A 13,419-nucleotide genomic window follows, 5' to 3' on the forward strand; every position below is an offset into this window, starting at 1 on the left:
CACGAATGACGCGACTCGAAAGCGGCGACGGCCTGCCGGACAAGTCCTCAGGTCTAGCACACCCGGATAGCGGCCGACCGGCGCGGCCGGAGCAGCGGGACGGCAGTACGGGGCAGGAAAAGGGACCAATATCCCGCAATGCCAACAAGCCTCCTTGACGCGTGGTTCCGGTCCGTCATTAGACTCATGACGCCGGTGCGGCACACGCGGTTGCCGCACCACCGAGTTCACCGGGGGCAGAAGACATGAACGGCACGAACGGCGCGGGCAATGAGCGGCAGATCCAGGACGCGGATCTGATGGACGTCGCCCAGGATCCCGAACAGGCGCACCGGCTGCGCAAGGCACTGCAGACACTGGCCACCAACCCCAAGGTCGGCGGAAAGCTCCAGGAGATGGCCCAGGAGGTGCTTTCCGGGCGGATCGGCATGAAGGACGCCATCCAGTCCGAGGAGTACATGGGCGCCATCGGCGACCGTATGCACGAGATGCGACGGGCGGCGGAGAACCAGACGCAGGCCGAGCGGGAGGCTTCCCGCGAGCAGTTCGCGAAGTGGCAGAAGGAGCAGGAAGCCAAGGAGGACCAGGAGCGCGCCGAGCGCGACGGGCCTTCGGGTGCCATCGTGACAGGGCCGCGGCGGGGCGGCCGGGGCGGGGCGGGGCACCGGGACTGAGCCGGCGGGGCTGACCGGGCAGGGCTGACCCGGCGGGCCCGGCCGCCGGCGGTCGGGTCCCGGACATTGTCCGCCGTACGGGACCGGTCGACCCTATGCCGCCTTTGTCACCTTCAGCGTCTTGGGCATCTGGGGAGTCTTGGGAGTCTTCTGTGTCTTCTGTGTCTTCTGCGTTTCCCCGCTCGCTCTTGCCTGCTCTTGCCTGCTCTTGCCTGCGCTCGATGGGAACTTGACCGGCATTACTATCGTGCGCGATCGCGTGCCGGAGAAGTGCACGCGGGAGAGAGCGGAGCAAAATGCCACATATTCGGGTGCTCAGTAAGGGCGCGCGGATCACGGCAGGCGCCTTGTGCCTGCTTTTCCTCCTGCACACCCTGTACTGGCTCGGCCATGATCTTGCGACGCTCGGGCCCGGCACGATGTGGGACTTGTGGACGGGAGGCGCGTCCGCCGGATTCGGCGGTGCCCCGGTGGCCGCTTATCCGGTCACGACTCCGTACGAGCTGGGCCTGGCCCTGCTGCAAGGCGCCGCCGTGGGAACCGCGTTCGCCGGGCGGCGGCCGGCCGGCGGCCTGCTCGCGGTGGCGACGGCGCTGACGCTCTCCCTGCGGGTGCAGGCCATCGTCAGTACCGGCAGCCACACCTCGACCAACCTCTGGTTCGTCGGCGGGGGCGGCATCGACGACTCCACCCTCACGGCGGTCTTCCTCTCCGCGGGCGCGCTGGTGCCGCTGGCACTCGTCGCCGCCGTCGTCCTGCCGGCCGGCATCCGGGCCTGGCCGCGCCCCGGCCGGGCGCCCGGCCTGCCTCCGGTACGCCCCGGCGGCCCCGCGGGCCCCGTGTCCGCGATCGCGCTGGGCGCGCTCACACTCCTGTGGGCCATCTGGATCTGCTACGCACTGGCCGAGTCCCTCGGCAGCGGGCCCGGAGCGTCACTGGAGATTCTGTTCACCGGCCACGGCGTGCTGCGGGCCATGCTCGGCATGGCGCCCGGCTGGGCCTGGCTCACCTTCCTGCCGCTGTGCGCGATCGGCGCGATCCTGGCCGCCACCCGCCGGGTCTCCGCCCGCGGCTTCGCCCTGGGGACGGCGCTGGTCCTCCTCCCGGTCGCGTTCCTGGCCCTGATCGGCTCGCTCCGTACCGGCACGCTCTTCGAGCTGGGGGACGTCGCACCGGGCGGCGCGCTGCTGGGCCGGGTGCAGATGCTGGTGGAGCTGGTCGGTTCGGTGGTGGTGCTGGTGCTGATGGGGCGGCCCGGGGTGCCGGTTCAGCTGGGGGCGCCGGGGATGCCGGGGGCCCCGGGTCCGGGGGTTCCCGGGTTCGCGGTTCCTGGCCCCGGTCCCGGTCCCGGTCCCGGTCCTGGTCCTGGTCCGGGTGTGCCGGGGCCGTACGCGCCGGGGCCGTACGCGCCAGGGCCGTACGCGCCGGGGCCCACGGCCGCACCCGCGTACGGGCCGGTCGGTGGGCCGATGCCGGGCGCTCCGGGGTACCAGGGTCCTCCTGGGTACCAGGCGCCTCCTGAGTACCAGGCGCCTCCTGAGTACCAGGCGCCGGGCGGGTTCCAGACGCCCGGCGGATACCCGCCGCCGCAGGGCGGCTTCGGCCCGCCGCCCGCGGGCTGACCTCGCTGACCTGGGCTTCGGCGGGCAGCGGTACCGGTGTCAGTGCCGGATCGTAGGATCAGCCGGAAGTCGAGGAGAGCGGAAGCCGGAGAGCGGACGTCAGAAGGCGGAGAGCGGGAAGCGGAAAGCGGAGGGCGAAGGACCCATGGGGGACGAGGAATTCGTGCGCGCCTCGGGCGAGGAGCACAGCGGTACGGGCGGTTATGCGCCGCATCCGTACATCGGCGGCCGCACCGCCGTCCTGCGCGCGCTCGCCGCATGGCGGATGCAGTGGCCCGGCGCCCCGCGGGTCGTCGTGCTCACCGGCAGCCCGGGCAGCGGGCGTTCACACCTGGTGGCCGGATTCCTCATGCTGTGCGACCCGGAGCACCGCAAGCGCCTGCCGCTGGACGACCTGGACCCGACGACCGTACCGCCCGACCTGCCCGCCCCCGCCGTACCCACTCCCGAGGGCCGCACCGCCGGACAGGTCCTGTGGGCCCTCGCCGGCCACTTCGGCCTGGACGCCACCTGCGGCGCGGACATCGTCTCCGGACTCGCCGCTGCCGCCGAACCGGTGACGGTCGTCGTGCCGGACGTCGACCGGGCGGGCCCGGTGCGGGCCGCCGACGAGCCGGCGCGCCTCGTACGGGACGTACTGAAGCCGCTCGCGGAGACCGGCACGGTCCAGCTGCTCGCCGACGTGCCGCGGGCGCTGGCCGCCGAGGTGATCGCGGCACTGCCGTCCGGCCAGGGCCAGATCATCGACCTCGACGAACCGCGCTGGGCCGATCCCGAAGGGCTGGTCCACCAGGTGGAGACGTCGCTCGCCCCGGCGGCCGGCGCCCCGCCCCTGCCGTACACCGAGGACCCCGGGGCGCGCCGGGCGCTGGCCGAAGCCGTCGCGGAGCGCGCCGACGGCAACCGGCTGACCGCGCAGCTCGCCGTACGGTGCGTCCTGATGCGGCCGGAAGGCTTCGACCCGGCCGCCGGGTCACAACTGCCGGGCAGTGTGGACGAAGCCCTCGACCTGCACGCACGGCGCATGGGCGCCGACCCGCAGACACTGCGGCTGATACTGGCGCCGCTGGCGCTCGCCGAAGGGGCCGGGCTGCCGCTCGGGCTGTGGGGACCGCTGGCGTCCGCCGTCGCCGGGCGTGACCTGACCCGGGAGATCGCGGACGGGATGCTGCTGGCGGGACCGTTCGTCGAAGCGGCCAAGGGTGCCCAGGATGCCGGGGATGCCGGGGATGCTGACGGTGCCGGCCGTGAACTGCTGCGCCTCGTGCATCCCGGCGTCGCGGACGCGGTGCGCGCCGGGCTGGCCGACGCGCGGGACGCGCAGACACGTATCGCCATGGCGCTCCTGGAGGCGGTGCCGGAGCAGGACTGGTCCCGCGCCGATCCGTACGTCCGCGACCACCTCGCCGCGCACACGCTGGCCGCCGGTCTGCTGCCGCAACTGCTCACCGACCCGGGCCTGTTCGCACACGCCGATCCGGTTTCGCTGCGTACGGCGGTCGAGGCCGTGCCGTACGAGACGCTGGGCGCTCCCGCCCGTACGTATCTGCGGACGGCGCCGCTGCTCACCCGGCCCCGGACGTCCGTCGTCATGCGTGCGGCGCTCCTGGAGACAGCCTTCGTCGAGGACGGCCTCGGCCCGTACGCGGACGCGGTGCACGCGCTCGGCCTCCGCCTGCCGTGGCGCACGCTGTGGAGCGTGCCGCTGCCCGGGGTCACCGGCGTGACGGTCGGCAGCCTGCCCCGGACTCCCGCCGCCGGGGGCGTGGGCGGTACGGACCCGGTGGGTACGGACCCGGTGGGTACGGACCTGGCCGGTACGGACCTGGCCGGTACGGACCTGGCCGGTACGGACCCGGCCGTCGCCGCGCTGCCGGTCGTTGCCTTCGTCGTTCCCGAAGGCACCCCGGGCTCCCGTACGGTCCGCGCCAAGACTGGCGCCGGGGCCGAGGAGGCGGGCGGTTCCGCCGTGCTCGTCCACCAGCTGCTGGGCCCGGGACTCGTGAACGCCGATCCGGCACAGGTTTTGCACCCCTCGGAGGGCATACGAGCAGCGGCGCCGCTTGCGCTCAACCAGGACGCGGACTGCGTACGGGTGTGGGACCGGCAGCGTACGGAGGTGGTGGCCGCCCTCGTCGGCGACGTCCCCCTCACGGGCGCCGACCTCTCGCCCGAGGGCGTCCTGGTCGTCGCCACGGAGCGCGGCGTCAAGGCGTTGCAGATTCCGCTGCCCGCGCCCCTGCCCGCCCCGGCACCCGTCTCCGCGCCCCGCTCCGCCCCCGTACCCTCGCCTGCTCCCCCTGCCGGCATACCCGCCGGTCCGCATGGCCGCACAGGAGGCGGCACGTGATCACCCAGGCGCAGGCCCAGGCCACCGGCGCACGGCACCGGAGGAGAACCGAGCGCTGATCGGCGCGGTGTGGGCGGTCCAGCCGTCCTCGGGCGACGGCCGGTTCGTCAGACGGTCCGAGTCCCGCCGGGCGCTGGGCGCACGAGCCCGCAGGGGACGTGAAGGTGCGAGGCGCGGCAGGCCCCTCAGGGCAGCAGCAGTCAGTCGGCTCAGGGCAGCAGCAACCAGTCGGCAGCGAGGGCGGCCGCCAGGCCCAGGCCGAGCAGCCAGGTGCCCAGCCGGGTACGTCCGTTGCGGCTCAGCTCGATCACGACCCCGCACAGGATCAGCGCGGCCCCGTACACCCCCACGACCAGGACGGACGTACGGCTCGCGAGACGGATCACGAGCACGGCCGCCATCGCGGCCATCAGCACGGAGGCCAGCACGATCCGCACCTGCCGGGCCTGACGGGGGGTCAGGTTCACGCGGCGCGCGGGCGGGGGCTGTTCGTCGGCGTCGGCGGCATCGGCGGGTGCGTCCATGAGCGGGAATGGTACGGGACGGCTGTTCGGCCCCGTACGGCTGCGTTCGCATCTCGCCCACTCGCCCACTCGCCCACTCGCCCACTCGCCTGCTCGGGCTCCGGCCTTCGGCCGCAGCCCGCCCTCTCCCCTTGCCTACTGGCTACCGGCCGCCAGCTGCCGGCTAAGTGAAGAAGAGCACCGCCCCGGACAGCACCGCGCCGATCAGCCCCGCGGCCATCAGCCCGACCATCAGCGTCCGCAGCACACCGGGGCCGACCGACCGCCATGCGTCGTCGAAGGTCGGGGCACTCCGGAAGCGGTAGCCGGTCACCGTGCAGAGCACGCCCAGGACGAGGACGACCAGTCCGCCGCAGAGGCACAGCACGCCGTTGGCCAGCCGGTTCCAGCTGTGCTGTACGTAGCTGGAGCGGCCGACCTGCCGTACCTCGATCAGGTCGCCCTCCTTGAACCGGTGCCAGGAGTCGACGCTGGCGTTCAGGTCCTTGGTCCGGCCGTCGTCCGACCGGAACGTGCCGTAGCACTGGATGTCCCGCGTACGGTTCCCCGAGTGCTGCTTGTTCGCGTAGTGGTAGTCCGTGGCGCACGCCTCCACGGTGATCTTGCCGGGGCTGCCGTCCACCCACACCGAGTACGGGCCCACGTAGACGCCGATCGCGATCAGCAGCAGCGCGGCCAGCAGGACACCCACCCCGATCAGCCGCCCCAGGCCGCGCTTCACCCCGTCCCCCACACCCGGCGCAGCGCCCGCGCTGGAGGCATGGGACGCGCCTGACCTGGTGTGTTCCGACTGTGCTGCCATGGTCAGCGATCCTTTCCAGGGGCGTGCGAAGGTGCAGGGCGAACGATGCGCGCGTCGGCATGCCGGTCATACCGCGCGTACGGGGTGGACGTGCTTCCGCGATGTGCCGAGCCTACGGCCCGCACGCACCCGCCCGGCCGGCCAGGCGGTGCACAGCGTCACCCGTAATGCTGCAAAAAGAGAAAGAGGGCTGCACCTAGGATGCCCACCCCGGTGACGGAGAGCAGCAGCGGGCGCAGCACCGTCCCGCCGGGCAGCCCGCCCCAGCTGTCGCCGAACGGCCGTCCCCGGCGGGCACCGAAGCCGGTGAGCAGGCAGAAAGCGCCCGCAGCGAGCATCGGCAGGGACCCGGACACCCCGGCGGCCCGGCCCCACACCTGCTCCCGGCCGGCGGCCACGTACGTTCCCGTCGTCACCGCTCTGTACGGGGACCCGGGTGCCCGGCGGACGCACGGTGTCGGGGTGGAACGCCCCGAAGGGATTGACCGTGCGGGCACCGTCGACATCCCGTTCGGCCCGGAACGTGCCCGTACAGCTGATCGTCCGGCTGCCGTGACGGCCGCTGCCGCCGGCCGCGTAACGCTCCCGGCATTCCTCGACGGTGTATGCCCCGGGGCCGCCGGTATATCCGGCGGCGAGGGCGACTCCCCGCGCCGACAGCACGCAGACCGTCGTCCCCAGGACCACCAAGACGAGGCCGACGGCCCGTCCGGCCACGCTCGGCAGCGGCATCAGACGATCCCGTCGACGAGCAGCGCCGCACCGGCACCGAGGGCGGCCAGGCCGCAGGTCCCGGCCAGTACGGCACGGACCGCCGTGCCGCCGGGAACCCGGCGCCAGGCATCCCGGATCCCCGGGCCACCACGTGCGCCGAAGCCGGTGAGCAGGCAGAACACTCCGGCCACCAGCGCGCACACGGAGACGCAGACGATGGCCAGGCTCCGCCAGATCCACTGCTCGTCGATCAGGACGAACTTGTGGTCCGTCTTCTGGACCGCCAGCTGCTTGCCCGGCTCGAACTTGGCATCGGTCTCCACCGTCGCGTCCTCGGCCGTGGTGCCGCTCCGATCCCCCCCGGAACGTGCCGGTACAGGAGACGACGGGCCGCGCGTGCCGGTGGCGGGACGAGCCGACGCGGTCGAACTGCGTACGGCATTCCTGAACGGTGAGCGTGCCCGCGTCACCCTTGTGGCCGTTCGGACAACCCATGTCCTTGGCGGTCATCCCGCCGAAGAAGAGCCCGGCGAGGACCAGACCGGCACCTACGCCCCTGCCCGCCGAGGACGACAGCCGGGCCGGCCGGCGTCTGCGTAGGGGTGACGGGCGCGTACGGAGGAAGGGGGGCGTTGGCATGAAGAGACCGCGTTGCTGTGGAGGACGAGGACCACGTTGAGGTGGAGGACAGGAGCGCGTTGAGGTGGGGACAGTGCCGACCTGCTCGGCCGCAGCCGTACGGCACGCGCACGCACGTCACCCGGGGCGCGGCCTCTTGACCGGGCAGGCACCAAAACTTAACCACCTCTTTCCCTGTCCGCACCACTCCCCTCCCGTCGCGCATTCCGGCCGTCACTGACACCCCAGCACGGTCAATCCCCCCGAATTCGATCCGCATTCGAGTGGATTCCACTCCCCCATATGCCTCAACGGGCCGCTGACAACGCCCCGTTGGAACCTTTTTTCACAGTCCCTGCACCCTGCGGAGTGCAAGCCGCCGGCCCATCGCCCGCCCGCGCGGGACCGCCTTGACATGCCTGCGTTAAGAACGCATAAAGTGGTCACGCCGGGCCTGTCGGGAGACAAACGCGCCAGGTGCGAAGGACAGGGCAATGACGGGGGTCGTGGTGGCGGACAAGGCATTCGACGTGGATCCCGAGGTGCTGCGCACCCAGGGTCATGCGTTCGTGAACATCGGCACGGAGTTCGGCAAGGCCGCCAAGAAACTCAAGGACGACCTGGAGGGCCTGGGAAAGCCCTGGGAGGACGCCGACTTCGGCGCGGCCTTCGACGTCATCTACACCCCGATCCGCGACGGCATGTTCACCTCCATGAATTCGCTGGGCGAACGCATCGAGGACATCGGCGACAAACTCCAGGGCATGGCCCGTACCTACACGACCTCCGACGAACAGGGCGTCCACGTCGTCAGCTCGGTTCCCCGGCCCGCCGTCTGAGGAACACCACCGGTCCGTGCAGCCTCACGCGGCCGTACGCAGGGCCATGCGCTCGGCCACGTAAGGCCGTGAACACGATCGCTCCAGCCGCACGCACACGGCTGCAACCGCACGGGGGACGAACACTGTGTCACTGACACTGCCGAGCGAGGTCGCCTGGGTCCTCGGGCTCCTCGGGTACGACTGGCCGCAGGCCGACGAGGACGCACTCTTCAAGTGCGCCGAGACCTGGCGCACCTTCGCCGCCCAGGTCGAACAGGCCGCCTCCCAGGGCTCGTCGGCGGCGAACGAGGTATTCGGGGCGAACACCGGCGAAGCCGTCGACGGATTCACCAAGGAATGGGGCGACTTCTCCGGTGGCTCCGGTTCCGACCACTATCTGCGGGACGCCCAGATCGCCGCGGAGACCATCGCCCTGGCTTTCGACGCGGCCGCCATCGCCGTACTCACCGGCAAGATCGCCATCATCACGCAACTCGTCGTCCTCGCGGTGGAACTCATCGCAGCGCAGGCGGCCGCCCCCTTCACGTTCGGGCTGTCCGAAGCGGGTGCGGCAGGCGCCACGCAAATCACCCGCGTCGCCGTACGCGAAATTCTCAACAAGATCAAGCAAGAGGTCGTCCAGGCCGTCACCAAGGCCATGGAACACGCGACGATGGACGCCATCAAGAAGCTGGCCAAGAAGGCGGTGTCCAAGGAAGCCCGGCAACTGGCCATGGACTACGCCAAGAAGACGGTCAAGGACACGGTCAAGGAGACCGTCCAGGACAAGGTCGTCGAAGAAGGCAAGGCGAAGGCCACCGAAGCCGCCACGGAAATGGGGCAGAACGTCGCCCAGCAGGGCATCGAGAATCATTTCGGCGCCCGCGACGGCATGAACTGGGGCGAGACCGCCGACATCGGCAAGGAAAAGGCCGGCGAATACGTCGACGGGCTCAAGGAAGGCGCCCAGAGCCTGGCCGACCCCCAGACCTACCTCGACCACGCTCGGGAAGACCTCACCAACCGCGGCCTGGACGCGGCCCAGAAACACATGGACAACCGTACGGGCGGCGCCGCGACCCGCCACCAGGGCGTCACCGACGGCGCGAGGGATTCGGTACAGGCTGTGTTCGGGTGAAGGCGCCTGGGGGCGCGGAGTGCGGGCTCGGGTGCGCAGCAGGAGAGAGGTTGCGAGGGGCGGGCACCACACCCCCTCCTCGCTGAGCCCTCAGTCTTCGGCCTTCAGCCTTCGGTCTTCGGTCTTCAGCGGACCTCACCCGAAAACAGCACGAATGTCCTCCGCGACACCAAGCCTCCTCTCGCCCCCACCACCTTCTCCACCTCCACCTCCACCTCGACCTCCGTCCCCATCACCACCGCTACCTCCCTCGCCTCCCCTCCCCCGCTGAACGGCCTCCCTTGCCCTCACCGCCGCGGCATTCGTCCCCGCCTCCGTAGCACCGTCGATCAGCCGGTCACGATGAGTCGCAGGGTCCAGGAGACCGGCCAAGCCCCCCGCCCTCTCCCCCGGGCCACTCGGTGCGCCGACGACGTACTCACCGGCTGTGAACTCGCCTCCCCGCACCGTGCCGAACTGCTTCGCGCATTCCTCCTGGGCACCGTCCACGGTGTCGCCCAGATCGACGCCGGCGCGGGCGCCGAAATGGCTCTCGATCCCCTGCTGGGCGATGTTCTGCCCTGCCCCGGTCACGATGCCGATGGCCTTCTCCTTCGCGGGATCGACCACGATGTCCTGGACGGCCTTCCTCGCGTAGTCCGTCGCGAAGTTTTTGACCTGGTGCTTCACGAACTCGGAAGCGACCTCCCGGACGCCCTTCTTCGCGGCGTCCGCCATCGCCTCGGTGACCGCTTCGACGACCTCCCGCTTCAGCGTGTCCAAGAGCCGTCGCACCACGAGGCGGGTGGCCTGCGTCACCCCCAGCGCCCCGATCTCCGAAAGCCCGAAGGTGAAGGGCGCCGCGGCCTGCGCCGCGATGAGTTCGACGGCCAGCACGACGAGCTGCGCGACGACTTCGGCCTTCGCGGCGAACACCGCGGCCGCCGCCACCTCGAACGCGACACCGATCACCTGCGCCGCGATCCGCGCGTCGGTCAGATAGGAGCCCGGTCCGCCCGAGAAGTTCTCCCACTCATCCGTGAAGCGGCGCACCGCCTCGCCCGAACTGCCGCCGGTGACCTCCCGTACGGCGCATTCGCCCCGCCCGTCGGTCCGCCCGACCTGGGCGGCGAAGTCCAGCCAGGCCCGCCCGCACTCCATGAGCTTGTCCTCGTCGGCCTCGGGCCACCGGTACCCGAGCAGATCGAGCACCCATACGACCTCACCGGGCAGCGTCAGCGCCACGGCTGCCTCCTCCCCGGACGCTCACCACCGTCACAGCCCCCGCGACATCGGGGACGAGCACGGCACCTGTCCGACGAGCCGCACGCCCTCCGCCTCTGCCGCCTCATACCTCCGCGCCATTTCCTGAAGGTTCTCCCCCATTCCCTCCATCCGCTTCCCGAGCGAATCCATGGACGCGAACATGCCGTCCCGGACCGGCTCGTACACCATGGCGAAAGCCTCCGCGAATTCAGCGCCCCGCCACGGTGACCCCAAACCCTGCAACGTGTCCCGCAACCGCTTCGAAGCGCTCCCGAACTCCGCCCCGATGTGCACGAACTCCCTGCCCTGACGCCTGATTCCGTCCGCATCGACATCGAATTCCCTGACCATGACCCAGCCCGCCCCTCGAACAATCAATCGGCGAAAGAGGCGACGAAATCACCGCCCCCTGATGAAGTGCCGCGAGCCTTCCACTCCACCGCAAGACCGGCAAACAGCCACCCGCCGCGCGCCGCTGCCCCACCCCAGCCACACCCCCGGCCCCCCACCACCCACAGCCCACCGCTCAGACAATCCGAAGAAACCTTTACCGAACCACACCCAAGTCCTTCCCGCACGACACCACCCACCCATCCCCGCAACACCACCCAGTCATCCCCGCACACCCGCCCACACGAATCAGTCGCCCCCAGACCAACAACCGAACCAAACAACGCACACCCACACCAACATCAATCACCACTCATCCGGGCGAACAACGCACACGCCGCTGACGCCCCTGCTCCTCCCCTCTCCCTCGTACGCGAAGCGGCTACTGCCCTCGGTTGCTGGGCAGGCGGAAGCGACGTATGGGACCCGTAGGACCCGTAAAGGGGGGTTGGGCTGCTGCCCATACGAGTTCGGCTGCTGCTGGTACGGCCCGACCCGCTGCGGCGGAAACCCGACGCGCCCACCGGGCCCACCGAGACCACCGGGCTCTCCCAAACCATCCGGCCCGCCGAAACCACCGGGCAGCGAGCACCATCGTTCTTCTTGAGCTGTACGTCCTTTGCCAGGGCGTAGCTGTTGGCCTTCTTCTCGTCTAGGTCGATGGCGTCCGAACCGAAGGACATGTAGACGACCTTGGCCCGCATACCGGAGCAATTCCGCGAAGCCCGGGGACGTCACGGCAGTCTCCGTACTGTCCGTCATGACCGGAAGTATCTTCGCGTCCGGCGCCAGACCCGTGATTCCGGCAGAGCCATGGGCACCGTACCCGTGGCCGGCAATCATCGCCGCCATCGCGGTGCCGTGGGCACCCTCTGTCGGATGATCTCCTCTCCCGCCCGCACGCGCGATGCCCTTCCCTGGGAGGGCATTCCCTACAGATCGGGATGGGCTACATCGACTCCACCATCTGTGACCGCCACGAACACAACTTTGCCCGTGGAATGCTGGCGAACATCATCCGCGCCGAACGCACCGAGCGAAACAAGACGGGCCCCACAGCCCGAGGACTGTGGGACCCATAGGGAAAGTCTCCCGCGAAGAAAGATTCGGCGATGGAGCCTTCCCAAGCTCACACGCCGACTACTGGCCCGGAGGCTGGTTGGGCGGCGCCGGCGGCGGATAGCCGCCAGGAGCGCCGGACTGCTGATAGGGGCCGGGCTGCTGGTAAGGACCCGGCTGCTGGTAGGGGCCGGGCTGCTGCGGCGGGTAATAGCCCGGCCCGCCGGCGCCGCCGTAACCGCCACCGGGAGGCGGGCCGTTACGCTTATTCTTCCGCTTCTTCACCACGACGACGATCGTGGTGATGACCGCCAGGACAATGAGCGAGAAGGCCGCAATACCGATGGCCGCCTTGGTGTTGCTGTTGTCTTCCTCTTCCTGCCAGCGGTCCTGGTTCGCACCGCCGTTGGAAGGCTGCTCCTGGCCCTGGGCTGTGGGAACCTTGAGCGGACCGTTCTTCGGTCCGGCGGGGATGTCCTTGGTGAGAGCGTCGTACGGACGGATGACACCGAAACCGTAGTACGCGTCCGGAGCGTTGCCCGAACTTCCGGGCGGCGACTGAGCCGTCTTGGTGAGCCGGTTCGCGATCTGTCCGGCCGTGAGGTTCGGATACTTGGCTCGCAGCAGAGCCGCTACGCCCGAAACGTAAGCCGTGGCGTCGGAGGTTCCACTGGTGTAGCGGTAGGACTGCCCCGCACCGGCGGAACGGATCTTTTCGCCGGGAGCGGCGAGGAGAAGGTGCGGCCCGTAGTTGGAATCTTTCCAGATCTTGCCGTTGGATCCGACGGCACCGACAGCGAGTACGCCCGGCTCGGCAGCAGGGTAGTTGGGGTTTCCAGAACCCGCGTTGCCCGAACCGGCCACCATCAGAACATCGTGAGCCGCCGCATAGGCGATGGCGCTCTTCTCTTCTTCGGTGGGGCTGGAAACGCCGCCGATCGAGAGGTTGATGACCTTGGCGCCATGGTCGACCGCGTAGCGCAGCGGACCGGCGATGCTCACGCCGTAGGTGTCTCCCTCGGAATCCGAGTGCTTGATGGGAAGGATCTTCGCCTCGGGCGCGACTCCCATGACACCCTGCGCATTACCCGGTCCATGACCATGTCCGGCAATCAGGGAAGCCATCCCCGTGCCGTGGCCGTTCCGGGTTTCGGCATCCGCCGGGTCACCTGCGGAGAAGTTCTTCCCGGGAAGGACGTTTCCCTTCAAGTCAGGATGGTTGCCATCGACGCCACTGTCGATGACGGCCACAGTGACACCTTGGCCCTTGGTCTCCTTCCAAGCATTGTGAATACCAAGGAAACTCAAGGGCCATTGGTCGTTCCTGACCTGGTCCGCCGAAGCGGCCGGAGCGGTGCCGAAGAGCAACGCTCCTGCCACTGCCACACCGCCCACTGCACGCAGCGTCCGCGTGAGGCTCATGCCAAACACCTCTCCTGAACAGGACGGGACCCGCAGTCAG

At 70.1% G+C, this 13,419-nt stretch carries 13 protein-coding genes; 5 read left to right on the plus strand and 8 right to left on the minus strand.

Going from position 1 to position 13,419, the window contains the following annotated elements:
• Nucleotides 1-245 precede the first annotated feature (245 nt).
• The 3 genes from OEIGOIKO_RS11385 (at nucleotide 246) to OEIGOIKO_RS11395 (ending at nucleotide 4,646) form a co-directional block, all read left to right on the plus strand.
• Entirely contained in the window at nucleotides 246-674 is a 429-nt protein-coding gene (locus OEIGOIKO_RS11385) for a hypothetical protein (RefSeq protein ID WP_125053943.1), read from the plus strand.
• Between the two features lie 296 nt (nucleotides 675-970).
• Nucleotides 971-2,296 (plus strand): hypothetical protein, encoded by a 1,326-nt coding sequence (locus tag OEIGOIKO_RS43495; protein ID WP_218039988.1) that lies wholly within the window; start codon nucleotides 971-973, stop codon nucleotides 2,294-2,296.
• Between the two features lie 145 nt (nucleotides 2,297-2,441).
• Nucleotides 2,442-4,646: an ATP-binding protein gene (locus OEIGOIKO_RS11395; RefSeq protein ID WP_125053945.1), complete on the plus strand. Its 2,205-nt coding sequence runs from the start codon at nucleotides 2,442-2,444 to the stop codon at nucleotides 4,644-4,646.
• A gap of 209 nt (nucleotides 4,647-4,855) precedes the next feature.
• On the opposite strand, the gene OEIGOIKO_RS11400 is transcribed toward OEIGOIKO_RS11395, so the two are convergent.
• The 4 genes from OEIGOIKO_RS11400 to OEIGOIKO_RS11415 form a co-directional block, all read right to left on the minus strand.
• Nucleotides 4,856-5,170 (minus strand): hypothetical protein, encoded by a 315-nt coding sequence (locus OEIGOIKO_RS11400; protein ID WP_031009559.1) that lies wholly within the window; start codon nucleotides 5,168-5,170, stop codon nucleotides 4,856-4,858.
• Nucleotides 5,171-5,333: 163 nt separating this feature from the next.
• The gene (locus OEIGOIKO_RS11405) at nucleotides 5,334-5,972 is read right to left on the minus strand and encodes a hypothetical protein (RefSeq protein ID WP_125053946.1); all 639 of its coding nucleotides are present in this window, start codon (nucleotides 5,970-5,972) and stop codon (nucleotides 5,334-5,336) included.
• Nucleotides 5,973-6,130: 158 nt separating this feature from the next.
• Nucleotides 6,131-6,388, minus strand: a complete 258-nt coding sequence (locus tag OEIGOIKO_RS11410) for a hypothetical protein (protein ID WP_125053947.1) — start codon at nucleotides 6,386-6,388, stop codon at nucleotides 6,131-6,133.
• A 315-nt stretch (nucleotides 6,389-6,703) separates the two neighbouring features.
• Nucleotides 6,704-7,009 (minus strand): hypothetical protein, encoded by a 306-nt coding sequence (locus OEIGOIKO_RS11415; protein WP_125053948.1) that lies wholly within the window; start codon nucleotides 7,007-7,009, stop codon nucleotides 6,704-6,706.
• A 789-nt stretch (nucleotides 7,010-7,798) separates the two neighbouring features.
• Here OEIGOIKO_RS11415 and OEIGOIKO_RS11420 point away from each other — a divergent pair.
• Nucleotides 7,799-8,143: a WXG100 family type VII secretion target gene (locus OEIGOIKO_RS11420; RefSeq protein WP_170251690.1), complete on the plus strand. Its 345-nt coding sequence runs from the start codon at nucleotides 7,799-7,801 to the stop codon at nucleotides 8,141-8,143.
• Nucleotides 8,144-8,270: 127 nt separating this feature from the next.
• Entirely contained in the window at nucleotides 8,271-9,263 is a 993-nt protein-coding gene (locus OEIGOIKO_RS11425) for a WXG100-like domain-containing protein (RefSeq protein ID WP_125053949.1), read from the plus strand.
• Between the two features lie 135 nt (nucleotides 9,264-9,398).
• Here OEIGOIKO_RS11425 and OEIGOIKO_RS42235 read toward each other — a convergent pair whose 3' ends face one another.
• The 4 genes from OEIGOIKO_RS42235 to mycP all read right to left on the minus strand — a co-directional run bounded on the left by OEIGOIKO_RS42235 (nucleotide 9,399) and on the right by mycP (nucleotide 13,379).
• Complete coding sequence (locus OEIGOIKO_RS42235; protein ID WP_125053950.1) at nucleotides 9,399-10,487, minus strand: WXG100-like domain-containing protein; 1,089 nt, start codon at nucleotides 10,485-10,487, stop codon at nucleotides 9,399-9,401.
• A 30-nt stretch (nucleotides 10,488-10,517) separates the two neighbouring features.
• Complete coding sequence (locus OEIGOIKO_RS11435; protein WP_125053951.1) at nucleotides 10,518-10,859, minus strand: WXG100 family type VII secretion target; 342 nt, start codon at nucleotides 10,857-10,859, stop codon at nucleotides 10,518-10,520.
• Nucleotides 10,860-11,204: 345 nt separating this feature from the next.
• Nucleotides 11,205-11,807: a S8 family serine peptidase gene (locus tag OEIGOIKO_RS42705; RefSeq protein ID WP_371859017.1), complete on the minus strand. Its 603-nt coding sequence runs from the start codon at nucleotides 11,805-11,807 to the stop codon at nucleotides 11,205-11,207.
• Nucleotides 11,808-12,038: 231 nt separating this feature from the next.
• On the minus strand, nucleotides 12,039-13,379 hold the full coding sequence (gene mycP / locus OEIGOIKO_RS11440; protein WP_125053952.1) for a type VII secretion-associated serine protease mycosin: 1,341 nt from the start codon (nucleotides 13,377-13,379) through the stop codon (nucleotides 12,039-12,041).
• Between the last annotated feature and the right edge of the window lie 40 nt (nucleotides 13,380-13,419).

The organism is Streptomyces paromomycinus (genome assembly GCF_003865155.1).
GTDB lineage: Bacteria > Actinomycetota > Actinomycetes > Streptomycetales > Streptomycetaceae > Streptomyces > Streptomyces chrestomyceticus.

Excerpts from the sequence above, each read along its gene's own strand:
- OEIGOIKO_RS43495 (WP_218039988.1), top strand. The coding sequence starts at position 971 with ATGCCACATATTCGGGTGCTCAGTAAGGGCGCGCGGATCACGGCAGGC.
- OEIGOIKO_RS11400 (WP_031009559.1), bottom strand. The coding sequence starts at position 5,170 with ATGGACGCACCCGCCGATGCCGCCGACGCCGACGAACAGCCCCCGCCC.
- OEIGOIKO_RS11420 (WP_170251690.1), top strand. The coding sequence starts at position 7,799 with ATGACGGGGGTCGTGGTGGCGGACAAGGCATTCGACGTGGATCCCGAG.
- OEIGOIKO_RS11395 (WP_125053945.1), top strand. The coding sequence starts at position 2,442 with ATGGGGGACGAGGAATTCGTGCGCGCCTCGGGCGAGGAGCACAGCGGT.
- OEIGOIKO_RS11385 (WP_125053943.1), top strand. The coding sequence starts at position 246 with ATGAACGGCACGAACGGCGCGGGCAATGAGCGGCAGATCCAGGACGCG.
- OEIGOIKO_RS11405 (WP_125053946.1), bottom strand. The coding sequence starts at position 5,972 with ATGGCAGCACAGTCGGAACACACCAGGTCAGGCGCGTCCCATGCCTCC.
- OEIGOIKO_RS11435 (WP_125053951.1), bottom strand. The coding sequence starts at position 10,859 with ATGGTCAGGGAATTCGATGTCGATGCGGACGGAATCAGGCGTCAGGGC.
- mycP (WP_125053952.1), bottom strand. The coding sequence starts at position 13,379 with ATGAGCCTCACGCGGACGCTGCGTGCAGTGGGCGGTGTGGCAGTGGCA.